The sequence below is a fragment of the Streptomyces sp. NPDC025651 genome (assembly GCF_055558735.1).
In genome coordinates this window covers 702,621-720,898 of sequence record NZ_JBVHLZ010000003.1, presented here as the reverse complement: position 1 = coordinate 720,898, position 18,278 = coordinate 702,621, and the positions used below count along the sequence as shown (strand labels likewise).

Below are 18,278 nucleotides of genomic sequence, written 5' to 3'. Positions count from 1 at the left end.
GTTGACCGCCCCGGATCCACGTCCGGGCCCGGCTCCGCGCCGTCGGCCGGTTCATCGCGTCCGACCTCCCGCGCACGGCGCCACGCATGAGCGTCGCGTATGGGCGCCGCGCGGGGACGGTTGGCGGCATCGCACTGCTCACCACACCCCCACCGCGCGGAGGTTCTGTGCTGCCTCGCCTGTGTCTTCATGCCGCGTCGCACGTCTTGCTGCTCATGCTCCTCACCTGCTTCGGCGGTGGCCTGCACGCCCCCGCCGAGATCCACGAGGGGCAGCGCGTGGTGCTCGACGCGCCCGCCTCCCCGGACCACTGCCATGAGCCCGCTCCCGGGGCCGCCGTCCAGTCGTCGGCCCGTGTCCTCCCGCTCGTGGCCGCCGTGACGTCGCAGTCACCGGCGGACCCGGTGGGCGCCCCCGTGCTCCGCGCACCGGGCGTCGTGCCGCGGGCGGTCGCGGGCGGAGGGCGGTCGGCTCTCAACTCCCTGTGTCGGTGGCGCATATAGGAGCCGCACCGTGACCGGCGTCTTTGCCGGTCCGCCGCGCGCCGCGCACTCGCGGCGGCGCGCGAGACGAGCCTCCCGTATGCGCCCACACCGACCGAGAGCGAAGAAGCGAAAGAGATGAACTCTCCCACCGCGCACGACCTCACCCCTGCCGGGTCCACCCTTCCCGGCCTCGTCGGCAACACCCCCGTGCTGCATGTCTCCCGGCCCTTCACCCCGCAAGGACGGGGCTTCTGGGCCAAGCTGGAGGGCTTCAACCCCGGCGGCATCAAGGACCGCCCCGCACTGCACATGGTCGAACGCGCCCGCGCCCGGGGCGACGTGCGGCCCGGCTGCCGCATCGTCGAGTCGACGAGCGGCACCCTCGGCCTCGGCCTCGCACTGGCAGGGACGGTCCACCGGCACCCGGTCACCCTGGTCACCGACCCCGGCCTGGAGGCCTCGATGATCCGGCTGCTCGCCGCCTACGGCGCCACCGTGGAGACGGTGCCCGAGCCGCACCCGACGGGAGGCTGGCAGCAGGCCCGCCGCGACCGCGTCGCCGAACTCCTCGCGGAACACCCCGGATCGTGGTGCCCCGACCAGTACAACAACCCCGACAACGTCACCGCCTACACCCCGCTCGCCCTCGAACTCGCCGCGCAGCTCGGCCACATCGACGTCCTCGTGTGCAGCGTCGGCACCGGCGGGCACTCCGCGGGCATCTCCCGCGTCCTGCGGCAGCTCTACCCCGGACTGAGCCTGGTCGGCGTGGACACCGTCGGCTCGACCATCTTCGGCCAGCCGGCCAGGGCCAGGCTCATGCGCGGCCTGGGGTCGAGCATCTATCCGCGCAACGTCGCGTACGAGAACTTCAGCGAGGTGCACTGGGTCTCGCCCGCCGAATCCGTCTGGGCCTGCAGGCAGTTGGCGACCTCCCACTACGCGACCGGCGGCTGGAGTGTCGGCGCGGTCGCGCTCGTGGCGGGCTGGCTCGCCAGGACCCTGCCCGGGGACACGCGCGTCGTCGCGGTCTTCCCCGACGGGCCCCAGCGCTATCTGGAGACCGTGTACGACGACGAGTTCTGCGCCCGGCACGGCCTGTTGGACCTGCCTCCGGCACCCGAGCCGGACGTGGTGGGCCGCCCCGACGAGAAGGAGGTCACCCGCTGGACCCGCTGCTCCACCGTCCGCGACCCGATGTCCGGCCCGCACGAGCCGACGTCCGCCGCCGGTGACCCGCTGCTCGCCCTGCCCGAGGGCGCGGGCACGGAGGGTGAGGCACGGTGAAGACGACCCTCGCGCAGCTGCGGTCCTACGACCGGAGCGTCCAGCTGCTCCTCATCAACCAGTTCACCATCAACCTCGGCTTCTACATGCTGATGCCGTATCTGGCGCAGCACCTGTCCGGCACGCTCGGCATGGCGGGCTGGCTCGTCGGACTCGTCCTCGGCGTGCGGAACTTCAGCCAGCAGGGCATGTTCCTGGTCGGCGGCACCCTCGCGGACCGGTTCGGCTACAAGCCGCTGATCGTCGCCGGATGCGTCCTGCGCACCGTCGGCTTCGCGACGCTCGGACTCGTCGACTCCGTCCTCGCGCTGATCCTCGCGTCGGCGGCCGCCGGCTTCGCGGGGGCGCTGTTCAACCCCGCGGTCCGGGCCTATCTCGCCGCCGACGCGGGGGAGCGCCGCGTGGAGGCCTTCGCGCTGTTCAACGTCTTCTACCAGGCGGGCATCCTGCTCGGCCCGCTGGTCGGCATGCTCCTGACGGGGGTCGACTTCAGGATCACCTGCGTCGTCGCGGCGGCCGTCTTCGCGCTGCTGAGCGTCGTGCAGATCCGGTCGCTGCCCGCCCGCAGAGGGAACGACGCGCAGGACCGCGGCAAGGGCGCGGGGCAGGGGATCCTCGCGCAGTGGCGAAGCGTCGTGCGCAACCGGCCGTTCCTGCTCTTCTCGACGGCCATGATCGGTTCGTACGTGCTGACCTTCCAGGTCTATCTGGCGCTGCCGCTGGAGGTGAAACGCCTGGGCGGCGACGGACAGTCCGGCACCGTGGCCGTCGCCCTGCTCTTCGCCGTGTCGGGGCTCACCACGATCCTCGCGCAGACCCGTGTGACCGCCCGCTGCAAGGAACGTCTCACGGCGGGATCGGCCCTGGCCTGGGGGCTGTTGACGATGGGGCTCGCGTTCGTGCCGCTGCTCGCGGCGACGGCGGTGCCGGTGCCCGACGGGGGAGCGGGGCGCTGGCTGCTCGCCGCGGTCCCGCCGATGCTGGCGGCGCTGCTGCTCGCCCTGGGCACGATGATCGCGTACCCCTTCGAGATGGACACCATCGTCCAGCTCTCGGGGGACCGGCTCGTCGCCACGCACTACGGCTTCTACAACACCGTCTGCGGTGTCGGCATCACCTTGGGCAACCTGCTCACGGGCGCCTCCCTCGACGCGGCGCGCGAGGCCGGCATGTCGGCGCTGCCCTGGCTCGCGCTGCTCGTCCTCGGCCTGGCCTGCTCGGGAGCCCTCTACGCACTGCACCGTGCGGGACGCCTGAGCGGCACGGCCCCTGCGGCCGAACCCGCCGTGGCCTGAGGGAAATGACGCGACCGGCGCGCGAGTGGTCTTCCGTGTGCCGGTCGTCCGCGGCCCTCAGGCACCGGCGTCCCGTGCCGCGCGCTCCACCCGGTCGCGATGCTCGCGCCACCACGCCGCGTCGCGGGACGGCATGTTGTCGCCGCCGTCCCGCAACCCGGCGGTCCCGTCGGTCAACTCCCGTACGACATCGGCATGTCCGGCATGGCGCTGGGTCTCGGCGATCATGTGGACGAGGATGCGGTGCAGGGTGAACTCGGGTCGTTCCTCCGTCGGCAGGTGGCCGACAGCGTCGAGCTCCAGGGCGTCGATCGTGGCGTCCGAGTGGACCCACACCGACCGGTAGAGCCCGACGATCCGCTCCCGGGATTCGTCGGCCCTCGCCCACAGGTCGGAGTTCGTCTCCGCGTCCCCCGTGATCCACAGGCCCGGCGCGTCGAAGGGCCGCCCGAAGGCGGCGCCGAAGTACAGCGCCTCCGCGCTGGTCACGTGCTTGACCAGGCCGAGCAGATTGGTGCCTGTCGGTGTCAGGGGGCGGCGCACGTCGTACTCGGAGAGGCCCTGGAGCTTCCAGAGCAGTACGTCGCGTGCGTCCTGCAGGTAGGTCCGGAGGTCGGCCTTGAAGTCTGATCGGGTCATGGGCGGAGTCTGCCGCTCCAGCGATCTTCGTTCACCGCATTTGTGGGCGGCCCCGATGCGCGGGCGGAGCTAGCGCGGCCGGACGGCGGTCACCAGCAGGGCCGTGCTGCGCAGCCGCAGCACGCCGTCCGCCTCGTGAGGACGCAGCTGGTCCGTCAGGCGCCGGCGGGCGCGGTCCTTGACCTCCGGTGCGACCCGGCCGGTCAGATGGTGTCCGGGGCCGGAGCCGAGGAGGAAGCCGGCGGCGTCGGCCGCGTCCCGCCCCCACACTCCGTACGTCTCCACGCGCGCCGCCTCGATGTCGCCGAACCCGGCGGCGGCGAGCACCCCGCGGGTTCTGTCGACGTCCGCGAGCGAGAACATGCCGGGCCCGCCGGGCTCGCCGAAGCCGCCGACGGGAAGGATGTCGCGCAGCGCCCTGAAGGCCCGGAGCCATTCGTTGTCCTCGGGGTACGCGCCGCAGACGAACGCCGCCCGCCCGCCGGGCCGCAGCGCCCGCAGGATGTTCGAGAAGCCGGCCACGGGATCCGCGAAGAACAGCACGCCGTAGCGGCTGATCGCCACGTCGCGCGAGGCCGGTGCCAGGGCGTGGACCTGGGCGTCGCCCTGTTCGAAGGAGACGTTGCGCAGGCCCTCCTCCTCGGCGGTCGCGCGGGCGCGCGCCAGCATGGGGGCGGACAGGTCCAGTCCCAGGGCGTGGCCGCCGGCCGCCCGGCGCGCGGCGAGCCTGGTGGTCTGTCCCGCCCCGCAGCCGACGTCCAGGACGCGGTCGTTCTCCCCGATCGAGGCGGCGTCCAGGAGCGGGGAGTTGAAGCCGGCGTTGACCGCGTCCCAGCGGTCCTGGTTGTCGGCCCAGTGCTCTCCCTCGTAACCGTTCCATGCCTGGGCCTGCTCGGTGTTGACGATGTTCAGCACGCTGTACCCCCTGAATGGCCGGGCGCCTCCGGATAGAATGGGCGCTCGCCCAAACAGTATGGGCGGGCGCCCATTCTGGCAATGGCAGAATGCGCGAACCCGTGAACTCGCCCCAGGAGAAGCCGATGTCACCGCGTGGAGTTGCCATCCCTGACCTGCGCGAGCGGCTCTTCGGGGCCGCGGAGCGGATCGTCGCCCGCGACGGGGCCGCGGCCCTGACCAGCCGGGCGGTCACCGCGGAGGCGGACTGCGCCAAGGGCGTGCTGCACACGCACTTCGGGGGCGTCGACGCGTTCGTCGCCGAGCTGGTGCTCGACCGGTTCGCGCGCGCCGCGGCCGACGCCCAGGGGCTGCCCGGACGGGCGGGCCGCGGCACCGTGGCGGAGAACCTGACCGCGGTCGCGCTCGGCCTCCTGAACTCCCTCGACCCGCGGATCGTCGGCCTCGCCATGACGAGCAACGGCACCTCCCAGCGCATCCGCGACGCGATGGCGCAGGGCGCGCCGGGCTTCGGCGCGATCCAGGGCGCGCTCACCGCCTACCTGGACGCCGAGGTGGAGCTCGGGCGCCTCGCCCAGGGCACCGACACCGCGGCGACGGCGCTCGCGCTGGTCGGCACCGTCCACCACCTCCTGATGACCGGCTGGGCCGGTGCCCCGGACCCGCGCGAGCAGACGGAGCGGCTCGTGGCGCTGCTCGTGTCGCGATGAACCGGCGTACCGGCGGCCCTCAGTCGTCGCAGTGCGCGGCCACCGAGGACGTCAGGCGCGGCGACGCGAACCGCGTGCCGCAGACGAAGCGCAGCAGGGGCCCGAAGGTCGCGGCCGCCGAGGCGCCGGTGAAGTACAGGCCCGGCACGCTGGAGGCGAACCCCCTGTCCAGGAGCGGGAATCCACCGGTCCTGGACAGCGACGCCTGGAGCTCGGGGGAGAGGAAGTCCAGGGCTTCGACGTCGACGCGGTAGCCCGTGGCGGCAAGGACGTGGTCGGTCTCGACGGAGTCCTGGCTCCCGTCCGCCGCCGTGGTCCGCAGGGTGACACCGTCCGCGTACGCCTGAGCCGCGGCGATGGACCGCCGCGCGAGCACGGGCACCCGGTCCTCGAACCGGTCCTTGAGCCACCACGCGCCGCGCGCCCCCAACGTCCTGTGCGTGAGCCGGAGCCGGGCGGCCGCGGGCAGGTGGCGGAAGGCGGCGGCATGGCGGGCGACGGCGTACAGCCCTCGGGGCCGGTCCTCCGGGAGGCCGGGGTTCCGGCGCGCACGGGCCGGCGGCGCGGCCCCGAACCGTACGCCCGCGCCGCGTGCGAGCACCTGGACGTCGGCACCCGCCTCGCGCAGCAGCGCGGCGCTCTCCAGAGCGGACTGCCCCGCCCCGACGACGGTCACGCGGCGCCCGGCGAACCGCGCCGGATCGGTGTGCTGCGAGCTGTGCGAGATCGGCCCCAGCGCGGACGGGCCCCCGGGCGCGGCCGCGGCGAGCGGTGCCGGGAGGTGGGCGAAGCCGGTGAGCCCGGTGGCCACGACCACGGCGGCGGCCCGGAACTCCTCGCCCGAGGAGAGCTTGACGCGGAAGCCGTCCGGCACCCGGTCGACCACGGCGACCTCCTCGTCCTCGACGCGGGGCACGAGCTGCTCCTGGAACCACTTGCCGTAGCGGACGAACAGGCCCACGGGCACCGGGTCGTGGGCGCCGAGCCGGGGCTCGCCGCCCACCTCGCGGCAGTAGGCGTCGAGCGTGAAGCCCTCGCGCGGCGCGGCCAGCGCGCAGGCGGCGGACGGCGACTTGAGGAGCGTACCGACGGGCGTGCGACGGGCCCAGCTCGCCATGGGCGAGCCGAAGACCCGGACGGACAGACCGCGCGCCCGCAGGTGCGCGGCGGTGGACAGGCCGTACGGGCCCGCCCCGATGACGACGGTCTTGGACAGGGTGGCCATGGGGGTCCCTCCTGGGCGCCGACGTCCCTCGTGCTCCCTCAGGGGCGGGGCACGGGTGCGGCGCATGCATCGGCTGGGGTGGCGAACGCGCGGAAGCGGGCATGCCGCGGCCGCTCACGTCCCCGTGCCTGGGCACGGTTCAGACGGCGAGCGGCAGATGTGCGGGAGGACCCCGCCGTACGAGCGCGTCCGCGAGGAGGAGACGAGGGAGCGGTGACGCGTGGGCCCGGCCCGCGGGAAGGGGCGGGGCAGGGCGCGGCGGCGGGAGCGCGAACGGCTCGCGCACCGGACGGAACAGGCGCGCCAAGGCGCCGCAGGCCAGCCGGAGTTCGCGGCCGACGCGGCGCAGCACGTCGTGGCGGGCGGTGTCGACCGGGACGCCGTGGGCCAGTTGGATCCGCCACCACCGGCGGGCGACGGCGAGGAGGGTGCCCGCCAGGAAGAGCACCGCGGTCCGTGCCGCCGTCGGCGACGCAGCCCGCACCCGGCCGCCGCGCGGCCGAGGACGAAGCACCGGACCCGAAGTCTCCATGACGCACCCATGATGGTGTCTGCGCCCGCCGCTGTCGACCTCGGTGCGCGCGGTGGAGGTCGGCAATCCGGCCGATGGGCAAGGGAGTTGCGCGGTCTCGCCGAAGTGCCGCGGGGTGCCGCGCCCCCAACGGGGCGCGGGCGGCTGCGTGTCCGGCCCGCGGATGCGGCACTGTTCTTCCTGCGGAGTCTTCCGGCGGAGCGCTCAGTGCTTGAGGACCGCCTCCATGACCGCCTTCGCGATCGGCGCCCCGAGCCGCCCGCCCGCGATCTCCGAGCGGGAGATGTCCATGTCCTCGGGGTCGACCAGGACGGCGACCGCGACGGGCGAGGTGCCGTCGGCCTGCTTGGCGTACGACACGAACCAGGCGTACGGGCGCTCGTCGCGGACGTCGGCGCCGTGCTGCGCGGTGCCGGGCTTGCCGCCGACCGTGACGCCCTCCATCTTCACCTTGTCCGCGGTGCCGTCGGTCACCGTGTGCTCCATCATGGCCTGCACCTTCTTCGCGGTGTCCGCGGAGACGGCCTGGTTCAGGACCTCGGGCTCGGCCTTCTCGATCAACCCCAGGTCGGGACCGCGCAGTTCGTCGACCATGTACGGCTTCATCACCTTGCCGTCGTTGGCGAGCCCGGCGACGGTCATCGCCATCTGCAGCGGCGTGCTCGTCACGCTGCCCTGCCCCATGCCGGTCAGCGCGGTCTGCGGCTTGTCCAGCCGCTCCGGGTAGGTGCTTGCCGCCGAACGCACGGGCGTGAACTGCTCCTTGTTGAAGCCGAACTTCTCCGCCGTCTCCCGCATCCTGTCCTTGCCGGTCCTCAGCGCCGCGTCGAGGAAGACGTTGTTGCACGACCACTGCATGGCGGTCTTCAAGGACACCTTGTCGCACATGGAGTTCGGGACGACGTTGCCGATCTCGGTGGTGCTGAGCGGCAGCCGGTAGGGGGCGCGGGCACCGGACTTGGCGTCGATGTCGGTGACGGTGCCGTGCTCCAGGGCGGCGGCCGCGGTGAGGATCTTGAAGGTCGACCCCGGCGGGTAGGTCTCGCGCGTCGCCCGGTTGTTGAGCGGCTTGTCCTTCCGCTTGTCCAGCTTCTGGAAGGCCTCGCTCTCCTTGCGGGAGATGCCGGCGAACACGGACGGGTCGTACGAGGGCGTGCTCGCCATCGCGAGGATCTTGCCGCTGCGCGGATCGAGCGCGACCACCGCGCCCTTGGCGTCCAGGTCGGTGAGGCCCTTGTACGCGGCCTTCTGCGCCTTGGGGTCGATGGTGGTGATGACGTCGCCGGGCCGCGGCTTCGCACCGGTCAGCACGTCCAGGGGGCCGCCCAGGAGCCTGCGGTCCTTGCCGCTGAGCACGTCGTTCTCGACGCCTTCGAGGAACGTCGAGCCCATGGCCTGCGAGAAGTAGCCGGTGACCGGCGCGTACATCGGGCCGTTCTTGAAGGTGCGCTTGTACTTGAAGTTCGAACCCGGTGTGGCCACGGACCCGGTGATCGGGTCGCCGCCGACGATGATGTCGCCCCGCGGCTGGGAGAACGCGTCGATCTTGACGCGCAGGTTGCGCTCGTGCGTGGCCAGGTCCTCGCTCCGGGCGAACTGCACCCAGGTGGCGCGCACCAGCAGGGACATCACCAGGACCCCGCAGAAGACGGCTATGTGCCTCATTGTCCTGTTCATCGCCTGATGAGAGCAGTTCCCTCTTGCTCATGTCCAAGATGGATATGGACACCGCAATCATCAAACTGGGATATCGTTCCTGCTCGTGGACCTGATACTGCACCTGAGGTGCTTTGTGGCTGTTGCAGAAGAGTCACATTTCGGTCGTGCCGCGGCCCGTCTCGGCACGGCCCAGCCACCCCTGTCGCAGCGCATCCAGCGCCTTGAGCGCGAGCTGGGAGTGCGGCTCTTCGAGCGCAACAGCCGCCAGGTGACCATCACCAAGGGCGGCACGCTCCTCCTGGACGAGGCCCGTGAACTCCTCGCGCGCGCCGAGGCGCTGATGGCCACGAGCCGCCGCATCAGGGACGGCGACGCGGGACTGCTGCGCGCCGCGCTGCCGCCCGACATCGCGGGCGAGACCGTCGCCGAGATCCTCGCGGAGTTCCAGCGGCGTCACGAGGGCGTGGAGCTGGAGCTGCACGAACTGTCCACCGCCGAACAGCTCGCCCGCTTCGCCTCGCACGACCTGGACGTCGGACTCATCCACCACCCCTGCGACGTCACGGGCCTCGGGCTCGGCCCGGTCCTGCGCCGCGAGCTCGGCGTGCTGCTGCCGCGCGAGGCGCCCGCCGCGGCCCTGGCGGAGGTCCCGCTCACCGCGCTGCGCGACCACGACCTGATCCTCTTCCCGCGCGCGGGCGCCCCCGCCCTCCACGACGACCTCCTGACCACCTGCGCGCGCAACGGCTACACCCCCGCGGCCATCCGGCACGGCCAGGGCACCAGCTTCATCCGCGGCCTGATCCGCTCCACGGGCTCCGTCGCCTTCCGGCCGCGCGAGGCCCGCCCCGCGGACGCGGCGGGCGACGACCCGGACATCGTGTGGCGCCCCCTGGCCGGCGCGCCCCTGGCTCTGCGCCACTCGGTGGCCTGGCCGCAGGGGCGCAGCGACGCCGCCGTCACCGCCTACGCCGAGGCGACCACGCACGCCATGTGGAAAACTGCCGCGGTGACCACCGACGTGCCGGCGAACTCCCGCCCGGTCCATCTGCGCCCGGCGGCGGAGTACTACCTGTGACCAACACCCTCGGCCTCCTGCGCGAGGCCTTCGCCGCAGCCGGCGTCACGGGCCGGCTGCACGCCCTGGACATCGACTCCGGGGCCGAGCTCGACGACGGCGCGGACCAGCCGGTCGTCACCGCGAGCGTGCACAAGCTCTGCCTGCTCGTCGCGCTCCACCAGCAGGCCGCGGCCGGGCAGTTGGACCTCACCGAGCAGATCGAGTGCCCCGCCGACGGGCGCACCCCCGGCCCCACCGGGCTCGCGGCGATGCTCGACCCCGTGCGCATGTCCCTGCGCGACATCGCCTTCCTGATGATGGCCGTCAGCGACAACACCGCGGCCGACGTCCTCCTGGAACGCGTCGGCCTCGACGCCGTGAACGCCACCACGGCCCGGCTCGGCCTCGACCGCACCCACGCCACGCACGGCTTCAGCGAACTCCTCGCCACCGTGAAGGAGGACGCGGGCCCCGGCGGCGCACAGGCCCTCGCCGATCCGCACGTCATCGCGCGGCTGCGGGCGCTCGACCCGGCCCGCACCAACCACAGCACACCGCGCGACATGACCCGCCTGCTCGGCGCCGTCTGGCGCGACGAGGCCTGCGCACCCGAGCACGGCGCCGCCATGCGCCGCCTGCTCGGCCTGCAGGTCTGGCCGCACCGGATGGCCTCCGGCTTCCCCTTCGACGACGTCCACGTCGCGGGCAAGACCGGCAGCCTGCCCACGCTGCGCAACGAGGTCGGCGTCATCGAATACCCCGACGGCGGGCGCTACGCCGTCGCGGTCTTCACCCGCTCCGCCGCCACCGCGGCCGTCCTGCCCGCGGCCGACGCCGTCATCGGCACCGCCGCCCGCATCGCCGTCGACGCGCTGCGCGCGCAGCCCGCGCGCACCACGAGCGAAGGGCCCGGCTGACGCCGGCCCCTCCACGCGGACCGCGCCGACGAGGCCGAGCGGGCGTGAGGAGTTGACGTCGTCGTGAGGACCTGCCGTGGTGCGGGGACGGTGGGTCCGGGACGTGCGTCCCGGATCGCGGGCGGGCTATTCGATCTCGCGCATCATCTTCTCCATCGAGCCGATCGAGTACCGGGTCTGCGCCAGCTCCTCGCGGGTCTGCCGCAGCTCCTCCAGAGAGCGCCGGTGCAGTTCCACGTCGTCCTCCAGGAGCTGCGCGTACTTCGCCGCCAGGGCCTTGTACTGCTCCTCGCGGGCGGCCAGCATCCTGGCGCGCCAGGTCGCGGCGATCTGCCAGACGATCACGATCAGCAGGAGGAAGAACCCGGCGGCGCCGACCGCTCCGGCCCAGTCGCCCACGTCACCGCCTGCGGCGAGCGTCACCAGTTGTCCGTTCACTTCGCTTCCTCTTTCGCGGATTTCCTTCGGGTCTCGGTGAGGGTGGGGATCGCGCGGTGCACGAGATGAGGTGTCAACTCGTAGAAGAAAGGCGCCACTTCGTAGTACTTCATGGTCTTTCCGTCCTCTCCCGCCTCCAGCGAACCGATGACGAGGCCCGCCCCCTCCAGCAGCTTCAGGTGCATGTGCAGCAGCGGACGGCCCATCCCCAGCTCGCGGGCGAGTGCGCTGACGTAGTTGCGGCGCTCCGTGAGCGCCGCGACGATCCGCAGGCGGTGCGGATTGCCCAGGGCGGTGAGCATCTTCAGCAACTCGTCGCCGGTCGGCTCCGGAGCCGGTTCCTCGGCCATCGCCGCCTCTCCTTCACGCCTGTCAAGAAACGCTGACATGCCTCCCTGATGCTGTCAAAGATTCCTGACACATATCCGGGACAGATGGGGGATGTCTCAGGGTCGGACCCGTACGGGTCACCAGAACGCGCCGTCCCCCGCCTCCCGAGCCTTGAATGGACGGGTGACCGCGCCCCCCGACGACTGCCTCGCGCGCAACGAGTGGATCTGCGGTGAGTATCTGAGCACCCGCCGCCAGATCCTGATCGACGCGGTCGTCCAGCACCTTCAGCTGACCGCCGTCTCCGTCCTGATCGCGCTCGTCGTCGCCGTGCCGCTGGCCGTGCTCGCCCGCCGCTGGGGCTGGGCCGCGGGCCCCGTCCTCGCGCTCACCACCGTGCTGTACACCATCCCCTCGCTCGCGATGTTCTCGCTGCTGCTCCCGGTGTACGGACTCTCGGCGTCCCTCGTCGTCGCGGGCCTGGTCCTGTACTCGCTCACCCTGCTCGTGCGGAACATCCTCGCCGGCCTGCGCGCCGTCCCCGAGGAGACCCGGCAGGCCGCCCGCGGCATGGGCTACGGCCCGATCCGGCTGCTGCTCACCGTCGAACTGCCGCTCGCGCTGCCCGCCGCCATGGCCGGGCTGCGCATCGCCATGGTCTCCGCCGTCTCGCTGGTCACCGTCGGGGCGATCGTCGGCTTCGGCGGCCTCGGCAACCTCATCTACGCGGGCATGAACACCTACTTCAAGGCGCAGGTGCTCACGGCCTCGGTCCTGTGCGTGGTCATCGCCGTCGCCGCCGACCTGCTGCTCCTCGGCGTCCAACGGATCCTGACCCCCTGGGAGCGGGCGTCGAGGGCGGTGAGCCCATGAAGACGCTCGGCGACGCCTGGGCCTGGCTCACCGACTCCGCGCACTGGGCGGGCGACGACGGCATCTGGCACCGGCTCACCCAGCACCTCCTCCTCACCGTCGTCTGCCTGCTGATCAGCTGCCTCATCGCGCTGCCGATCGCGCTCGTCCTCGGCCACCTCGGCAAGGGCGGCGCGCTCGCGGTGAACATCTCCAACGTCGGGCGCGCGGTGCCGACGTTCGCGGTGCTCGTCCTGCTGCTCCTCACCCCGATCGGCACGTGGGGCGAGGGGCCGACCGTCGTCGCCCTCGTCCTGTTCGCCGTGCCGCCGCTGCTCACCAACGCGTACGTGGGGATGCGCGCCGTCGACCGCGACGTGGTGCGGGCGGCGCGGGGGATGGGCATGACCGGGCGGCAGATGCTGTGGAAGGTCGAACTGCCGCTCGCCCTGCCGCTGGTGCTCAGCGGGGTCCGCATCGCCGCCGTGCAGCTCGTCGCCACCGCCACCATCGCCGCGCTCGCGGGCGGCGGCGGGCTCGGCCGGATCATCACGGCGGGCTTCAACCTGGCCAGCACCCCGCAGGTCGTCGCGGGTGCCGTCCTCGTGGCGGTGTTCGCGCTGCTCGTCGAGGGTGTCTTCGAGCTGGCCGAACGGTTCGCGCCCGGCTGGGCGCGGGGGCGGGGGAGGGCCGGATGAGGCGGCGCGCGGCGTCGGCGGCGCTCCTTCTCGCCCTGCTCACCGGCTGTGCCGGCGGGCCCTCGCTGGAGAACCGGGGCGAGGTCACCGCGCCCCCGGGCGACAGCAAGCACCTCGTCGTCGGCTCCGCGGGCTTCACCGAGTCCGACCTGCTCGCCCAGATGTACGCGCTGCTCCTGAGGAAGGCCGGATACGGCGCGGAGATCCTCTCCGTGGCCAACCGCGAACTCTACGAACCCGCCCTGGAGTCCGGCCAGATCGACGTCGTCCCCGAGTACGCGGCGACCTTCGCGGACTGGCTGAACGCCAAGAAGAACGGCGCCGACGCGACGCCCGTCGGCTCACCCGACCTCGACACCACCATGAAGGCCCTGCGCCGCCTCGCGACCCCGCGCGGCCTCCGCGTCCTCGACCCCGGCAAGGCCGTCGACCAGAACGCCTTCGCGGTCGCCGCGTCGTACGCCGAGCAGCACGGGCTCAAGACGCTGAGCGACCTCGGCACGTCGGGCCTGAAGGTGCGGCTCGCCGCGGGCGACGAGTGCGTACAACGCCCGTACTGCGCCCCGGGGTTGAAGAAGGTGTACGGGATCGACGTCACCGGGGTCGATCCCAAGGGCGTCGGGACGACGCAGGCCAAGAAGGCCGTGCAGAGCGGTCAGGACCAGATGGTCCTGACCACCTCGACGGACGCGACTCTGGACGACTTCGGGCTCGTGCTGCTGGAGGACGATCGCCATCTCCAGAACGCCGACTACATCGTGCCGGTGGTCAATCGCTCCCGGGCGGGCAGCGAGGGCGTCGCGGCCGCGCTCGGGCGGCTCAACCCCGTGCTGACGACGGAGGACCTGGCGTCCATGAACGAGCAGGTGGACAGCTGGCGGCGGCTGCCCGAGGACGTTGCGCGGGCCTATCTGGACAGCAAGGGTTTGCTCTGAGTGCTGTCTGAGGGGCGGCCTTTTTGTCTGCGGGTTCGTCCTGGCTGGTCGCGCAGTTCCCCGCGCCCCTTACGGGGGCGCCTGCCGACGGGGGCTGCTACGCGTCTGCCACTGAGTCGAACTCCACCTGATCCCGCGTCACGCCCAACGCGTCCGCGTCCACCGAGCGCCGCAAGGCCTCGTGCAGCTTCGCCGGGGTCAGGACCCCGAGGAAGCGCGCGCCGTCCAGGACCGCCACCCAGCCCGCATCGTGCTGCAGCATCACGCCGAACGCCTGCTTGAGCGGGGCGCCGACCGGGACCCAGGAGTTCATGCGGTGGGCCAGGTCGCCCACCGTGCCGCCGGTGCCGGCGAGGGCCACCTCGTCGACCCCGACCCAGCCGTGCAGATCGCCGTCCGCGTCCAGGACCACCGCCCAGCGCGCCTCCTCCTCGCGCAGCCGTGCCGCGGCCTGCGCGGCGGGCTCTTCGAGGCGGGCGATCGGCGGCTCCTCCAGGTCGTCCGTCTGGATCTCGGTGACCGAGAGACGCTTGAGGCCCCGGTCGGCGCCCACGAACTCGGCGACGTACGGCGTCTCGGGCGCCCCGAGCACCGCCCCCGGGGTGTCGAACTGCTCGATGCGCCCCTGCCCGTACACCGCGATGCGGTCGCCGAGGCGGACCGCCTCCTCGATGTCGTGGGTGACGAGCAGGACCGTCTTGCGCACGGCCGCCTGCATCCGCAGGAACTCGTCCTGCAACTGCTCGCGCACCACCGGGTCGACCGCGCCGAACGGCTCGTCCATCAGGAGGACGGGCGGGTCGGCGGCGAGCGCCCGTGCCACGCCGACGCGCTGGCGCTGGCCGCCCGACAGCTGCTCGGGGTAGCGCGAGCCGTACGTCTTGGGGTCCAGGCCCACCAGGTCGAGGAGCTCCGCCGCGCGGGCCCGCGCCTTCGCCTTCTTCCAGCCGACGAGGGCGGGGACGGTCGCCGTGTTGTCGAGGATCGTGCGGTGCGGGAAGAGGCCGACCTGCTGGATGACGTAGCCGATGCGGCGGCGCAGGCGCACCGGGTCGACGTCGGCGATGTTCTCGTCGTTCACGAAGATGCGGCCCGAGGTGGGCTCGATGAGGCGGTTCACCATCATCATCGTGGTGGTCTTGCCGCAGCCGGAGGGGCCGACGAGCGTGACCAGTTCGCCCTCGGCGACCTCGAAGGAGAGGTCGTCCACGGCCGTCGTGCCGTCCGGGTAGCGCTTGGTCACCTGCTCGAACCGGATCATTCCCTCACGCTAGCCGCGCCCGTCACTCTCCGCTCATCAGCACCACCTCCAGGGTGCGCGGTCCGTGCACCCCCTCGACCCGGTCCAGCTCGATGTCGCTGGTCGCGGAGGGTCCCGAGATCCAGGTGAGCGGACGGGCCGGGTCCAGCCGTTCGAGGGCCCGCGGCACGGAACCGACGACCTGGTCGGGCACGCGTACGACACAGATGTGGTGGTCCGGGACCAGGGTGATGCGCCGGCGGCCCTGGTCGGGGGAGCCGTCCAGGACGATCGTGCCGGTCTCGGCGACGGCGAGGGCGCAGCCGGTGACGACGCTGTCGACCTCGTCGAGCTGGTGCGGGGTACTGGCGGCGCGGTCGTGGACGCGGACCGGGTCCGCCGCCTCGAGCCAGTACGGCGGCAGGCCGGGCGGCACGAGGACGGTCCGCGCGCCACGTTCCGCCAGCAGGCGCATCAGGAGCTCCGACAGCTCGTCGGCCGTACAGCGATGCACGAGCGCGCGGTAGTCCGCGAGGTTCTCCGCGAGCAGGTCGACGGTCTGCTCGGTGGTGCGGGCGCCGTGCTCGCGGGCGTACCCGCGGTCCACCGCCGTCTCGTACGTGTCGTACGCGGCTTCGTCGTCCGGCAGGTCGGCGAGTGCCCGGCGCACCCGGCCGAGGATCCGGTCCCTGCTGCTCACTTGGCTCACTCGGCGCCGTCCCTTCCGCTGTCCTTGCCGCCGTCCGTCCGCTGCCACCAGTCGCGGAACGGCTCCGGGGGGAGCTTCGGCAGCGCTCGTGTCGCGCTCCACGCCCGGCCGGGACCCGGCAGCGTGCGCGGGTGGAGCCGCCGGGTGCGCGAGGCGAGGCGCTGGCCCGCGCGCAGCGCACCGGGGCGGGCGAACGCCAGACCCGCCGCGCGCATCGCCGCCCGCTCCGCCGCGTGCCCCTTCGCCGGCTTCAGCGTCACCTTCACGCCGCGCCGCGTGACCTCGCCGCCCTGCACCACGCGCTCCCGCAGGTGCACGAGGACCTCGGGGATGTCGATGGCGACCGGACACACCTCGTAGCAGGCGCCGCAGAGCGAGGAGGCGTACGGCAAGGAGGCGTCGATCTCGCTCTGCGTGCCCCGCAGTTGGGGGCTGAGGATCGCGCCGATCGGGCCCGGGTAGACCGAGCCGTAGGCGTGCCCGCCCGCGCGCTCGTACACCGGGCACACGTTCAGGCACGCCGAGCAGCGGATGCAGCGCAGGGCCTGGCGGCCGACCTCGTCGGCGAGGGTGTCGGTGCGGCCGTTGTCCAGGAGGACGAGGTGGAAGGTGCTCGGTCCGTCGGCTGTCTCGCCGTCGGTCGTGCCCGTCCACATCGACGTGTACGGGTTCATGCGCTCGGCCGTCGACGAGCGGGGCAGGGTCTGGAGGAAGACCTCCAGGTCGCGCCAGGTCGGGACGAGCTTCTCGATGCCGACCACGGAGATCAGCGTCTCGGGCAGGGTGAGGCACATGCGGCCGTTGCCCTCCGACTCCACGACGACGAGCGTGCCCGTCTCGGCCACCATGAAGTTCGCCCCCGAGATGCCGACCTTGGCGCGCAGGAACTTCTCGCGCAGGTGGAGGCGGGCGGCCTCGGCGAGCTCGGCGGGGCTGTCGGTGAGTCCCTCCGGGGCCGGGCGGCCCCAACTGCCCATCTCCTTCTCGAAGATGTCGCGGATCTCGCCGCGGTTGCGGTGGATGGCCGGTACGAGGATGTGTGAGGGCCGGTCGTGGCCCAGCTGCACGATCAGCTCGGCGAGGTCGGTCTCGTAGGCGTGGATGCCCTCCGCCTCCAGGGCTTCGTTGAGGCCGATCTCCTGCGTGGCCATCGACTTGACCTTGACGACCTCGGTCTCGCCGGTGGCCTTGACTAGGTCGGCGACGATGCGGTTGGCCTCGGCGGCGTCGGCCGCCCAGTGCACGGTGCCGCCGGCCCGCTCCACCGACTCCTCCAACCGCACCAGGTAACGGTCGAGATGGCGCAGCGTGTGGTCCTTGATGCGGCGTCCCGCCTCGCGCAGCTCGGCCCAGTCGTCGAGTTCGGCGACCGCGCGGGCCCGCTTGTCGCGGATGGTGCGGGTGGCGTGGCGGAGGTTCGCGCGCAGGGTCGTGTCGCCGACCGCCTCGTGCGCCGCCGCGGGAAACGCGGGCATGCCGACGAACGTGCCGCCGCTCATGACAGGGGCTCCTCTTCCGTGCTCGCCAGGATCTCCGCGATGTGGACGGGCCGCACGGCCGTGCGCAGCCGGGTCATCGTGCCGCCGATGTGCATCAGACAGGAGTTGTCCGCCGCGCACAGCACGTCGGCGCCCGTCGACTCGGCGTGGCGCACCTTGTCCGCGCCCATGGCTGCCGAGACATCGGAGTTCTTCACGGCGAAGGTGCCGCCGAAGCCGCAGCACTCCTCGGCCCCCGGCAGCTCCACGAGCTCAAGTCCCCTGACCGCCCTCAGGAGTCGGGTGGGCCGCTCGCCGAGGCCGAGGGAGCGCAGGCCGTGGCAGGTCGGGTGGTAGGTGACCTTGTGCGGGTAGTACGCGCCGACGTCGGTGACGCCGAGGACGTCCACCAGGAACTCCGTGAGTTCGTACGTCTTGGGGACGACCGGGGCGAGGGTGCGTGCGAGGCCGTCGCCGCGGCCCTCGGCGCGCGCCCGTTCGCCCATGCGCGGATACAGCTCGCGCACCATGGCCCCGCACGACCCGGAGGGCGTCACGATCGCGTCGTAGGAATCCGAACCGAAGACATCGGAGAAATGCCGCGCGAGGGGCTCCGCCTGGTGGCGGTAGCCCGTGTTGTAGTGGGCCTGCCCGCAGCAGGTCTGGTCCATCGGGAAGTCGACGTCAACTCCCAGCCTGGTCAGGAGTTTCACCACCGCGCGGCCCGTGTCCGGATAGAGCGTGTCGTTGACGCAGGTCAGGAACAGGGCGACACGCATCGCGGGTTCCTCCTTGTCGATCATCGGATGGATGCAGCGTACGCGGGCGAGGAGCGTTGCGGGAGTCGTCCGGGCGTACGGGGCCCGCGGTGCCG

At 72.5% G+C, this 18,278-nt stretch carries 20 protein-coding genes; 9 read left to right on the top strand and 11 right to left on the bottom strand.

All coding sequences use genetic code 11. From position 1 onward, the window contains the following. Positions 1 to 215: 215 nt before the first annotated feature. The 3 genes from ACZ4D5_RS15440 to ACZ4D5_RS15430 all read left to right on the top strand — a co-directional run bounded on the left by ACZ4D5_RS15440 (position 216) and on the right by ACZ4D5_RS15430 (position 3,067). Positions 216 to 503 carry a hypothetical protein gene (locus tag ACZ4D5_RS15440; protein ID WP_467772861.1) on the top strand — a complete coding sequence of 96 codons (288 nt, stop codon included), beginning with the start codon at positions 216 to 218 and terminating at the stop codon, positions 501 to 503. Positions 504 to 620: 117 nt separating this feature from the next. Further along, the gene (locus ACZ4D5_RS15435) at positions 621 to 1,772 is read left to right on the top strand and encodes a PLP-dependent cysteine synthase family protein (RefSeq protein ID WP_467772860.1); all 1,152 of its coding nucleotides are present in this window, start codon (positions 621 to 623) and stop codon (positions 1,770 to 1,772) included. After that, positions 1,769 to 3,067, top strand: coding sequence for an MFS transporter (locus ACZ4D5_RS15430; protein ID WP_467772859.1), 1,299 nt, complete (start codon positions 1,769 to 1,771; stop codon positions 3,065 to 3,067). Before ACZ4D5_RS15435 ends, ACZ4D5_RS15430 begins: the two co-directional genes overlap by 4 nt. Positions 3,068 to 3,124: 57 nt before the next feature. Here the strand turns inward: ACZ4D5_RS15430 and ACZ4D5_RS15425 are convergent, their stop codons facing one another. Both ACZ4D5_RS15425 and ACZ4D5_RS15420 read right to left on the bottom strand, forming a co-directional pair. Continuing rightward, complete coding sequence (locus ACZ4D5_RS15425; RefSeq protein ID WP_467772858.1) at positions 3,125 to 3,706, bottom strand: DinB family protein; 582 nt, start codon at positions 3,704 to 3,706, stop codon at positions 3,125 to 3,127. 69 nt (positions 3,707 to 3,775) lie between these two features. Further along, a complete protein-coding gene (locus ACZ4D5_RS15420; protein WP_467772857.1) occupies positions 3,776 to 4,621 on the bottom strand; it encodes a class I SAM-dependent methyltransferase in 846 nt (281 codons plus the stop codon). Positions 4,622 to 4,746: 125 nt separating this feature from the next. On the opposite strand from ACZ4D5_RS15420, the gene ACZ4D5_RS15415 reads away from it, so the two are divergent. After that, complete coding sequence (locus ACZ4D5_RS15415) at positions 4,747 to 5,331, top strand: TetR/AcrR family transcriptional regulator (protein ID WP_467772856.1); 585 nt, start codon at positions 4,747 to 4,749, stop codon at positions 5,329 to 5,331. 19 nt (positions 5,332 to 5,350) lie between these two features. Here ACZ4D5_RS15415 and ACZ4D5_RS15410 read toward each other — a convergent pair whose 3' ends face one another. From ACZ4D5_RS15410 to ACZ4D5_RS15400, 3 genes are all read right to left on the bottom strand, one after another. After that, on the bottom strand, positions 5,351 to 6,556 hold the full coding sequence (locus ACZ4D5_RS15410) for an NAD(P)-binding domain-containing protein (protein ID WP_467772855.1): 1,206 nt from the start codon (positions 6,554 to 6,556) through the stop codon (positions 5,351 to 5,353). A 139-nt stretch (positions 6,557 to 6,695) separates the two neighbouring features. Then, the gene (locus ACZ4D5_RS15405; protein WP_467772854.1) at positions 6,696 to 7,088 is read right to left on the bottom strand and encodes a hypothetical protein; all 393 of its coding nucleotides are present in this window, start codon (positions 7,086 to 7,088) and stop codon (positions 6,696 to 6,698) included. Between the two features lie 204 nt (positions 7,089 to 7,292). Then, the gene (locus ACZ4D5_RS15400; RefSeq protein ID WP_467772853.1) at positions 7,293 to 8,765 is read right to left on the bottom strand and encodes a peptidoglycan D,D-transpeptidase FtsI family protein; all 1,473 of its coding nucleotides are present in this window, start codon (positions 8,763 to 8,765) and stop codon (positions 7,293 to 7,295) included. A gap of 115 nt (positions 8,766 to 8,880) precedes the next feature. Here ACZ4D5_RS15400 and ACZ4D5_RS15395 point away from each other — a divergent pair, with 115 nt between their 5' ends. Together ACZ4D5_RS15395 and ACZ4D5_RS15390 are read left to right on the top strand one after the other, a co-directional pair. Further along, positions 8,881 to 9,825, top strand: a complete 945-nt coding sequence (locus tag ACZ4D5_RS15395; RefSeq protein ID WP_467772852.1) for a LysR family transcriptional regulator — start codon at positions 8,881 to 8,883, stop codon at positions 9,823 to 9,825. After that, entirely contained in the window at positions 9,822 to 10,724 is a 903-nt protein-coding gene (locus ACZ4D5_RS15390; RefSeq protein ID WP_467772851.1) for a serine hydrolase, read from the top strand. Before ACZ4D5_RS15395 ends, ACZ4D5_RS15390 begins: the two co-directional genes overlap by 4 nt. 126 nt (positions 10,725 to 10,850) lie before the next feature. On the opposite strand, the gene ACZ4D5_RS15385 is transcribed toward ACZ4D5_RS15390, so the two are convergent. After that, positions 10,851 to 11,162 carry a hypothetical protein gene (locus ACZ4D5_RS15385; protein WP_467772850.1) on the bottom strand — a complete coding sequence of 104 codons (312 nt, stop codon included), beginning with the start codon at positions 11,160 to 11,162 and terminating at the stop codon, positions 10,851 to 10,853. Further along, positions 11,159 to 11,512 carry an ArsR/SmtB family transcription factor gene (locus tag ACZ4D5_RS15380; RefSeq protein WP_467772849.1) on the bottom strand — a complete coding sequence of 118 codons (354 nt, stop codon included), beginning with the start codon at positions 11,510 to 11,512 and terminating at the stop codon, positions 11,159 to 11,161. Before ACZ4D5_RS15380 ends, ACZ4D5_RS15385 begins: the two co-directional genes overlap by 4 nt. Positions 11,513 to 11,675: 163 nt before the next feature. On the opposite strand from ACZ4D5_RS15380, the gene ACZ4D5_RS15375 reads away from it, so the two are divergent. From ACZ4D5_RS15375 to ACZ4D5_RS15365, 3 genes are read left to right on the top strand one after another with little or no spacing between them, the layout of a single operon-like run. Next, complete coding sequence (locus ACZ4D5_RS15375; protein WP_467772848.1) at positions 11,676 to 12,365, top strand: ABC transporter permease; 690 nt, start codon at positions 11,676 to 11,678, stop codon at positions 12,363 to 12,365. Further along, complete coding sequence (locus ACZ4D5_RS15370) at positions 12,362 to 13,042, top strand: ABC transporter permease (protein ID WP_467772847.1); 681 nt, start codon at positions 12,362 to 12,364, stop codon at positions 13,040 to 13,042. The genes ACZ4D5_RS15375 and ACZ4D5_RS15370 overlap by 4 nt, the downstream gene beginning before the upstream one ends. Next, positions 13,039 to 13,977, top strand: coding sequence for an ABC transporter substrate-binding protein (locus ACZ4D5_RS15365; protein WP_467772846.1), 939 nt, complete (start codon positions 13,039 to 13,041; stop codon positions 13,975 to 13,977). The genes ACZ4D5_RS15370 and ACZ4D5_RS15365 overlap by 4 nt, the downstream gene beginning before the upstream one ends. A 97-nt stretch (positions 13,978 to 14,074) precedes the next feature. Here ACZ4D5_RS15365 and ACZ4D5_RS15360 read toward each other — a convergent pair whose 3' ends face one another. Genes ACZ4D5_RS15360 through ACZ4D5_RS15345 form a run of 4 tightly spaced genes read right to left on the bottom strand, consistent with a single transcriptional unit; the run spans position 14,075 to position 18,183 of the window. Beyond that, positions 14,075 to 15,238, bottom strand: coding sequence for an ABC transporter ATP-binding protein (locus tag ACZ4D5_RS15360; RefSeq protein WP_467772845.1), 1,164 nt, complete (start codon positions 15,236 to 15,238; stop codon positions 14,075 to 14,077). A gap of 22 nt (positions 15,239 to 15,260) precedes the next feature. Next, positions 15,261 to 15,917, bottom strand: a complete 657-nt coding sequence (locus ACZ4D5_RS15355) for a LutC/YkgG family protein (RefSeq protein ID WP_467772844.1) — start codon at positions 15,915 to 15,917, stop codon at positions 15,261 to 15,263. Positions 15,918 to 15,922: 5 nt separating this feature from the next. Continuing rightward, on the bottom strand, positions 15,923 to 17,425 hold the full coding sequence (locus tag ACZ4D5_RS15350) for a LutB/LldF family L-lactate oxidation iron-sulfur protein (RefSeq protein ID WP_467772843.1): 1,503 nt from the start codon (positions 17,423 to 17,425) through the stop codon (positions 15,923 to 15,925). Further along, positions 17,422 to 18,183, bottom strand: coding sequence for a (Fe-S)-binding protein (locus tag ACZ4D5_RS15345; protein WP_467772842.1), 762 nt, complete (start codon positions 18,181 to 18,183; stop codon positions 17,422 to 17,424). The genes ACZ4D5_RS15350 and ACZ4D5_RS15345 overlap by 4 nt, the downstream gene beginning before the upstream one ends. Between the last annotated feature and the right edge of the window lie 95 nt (positions 18,184 to 18,278).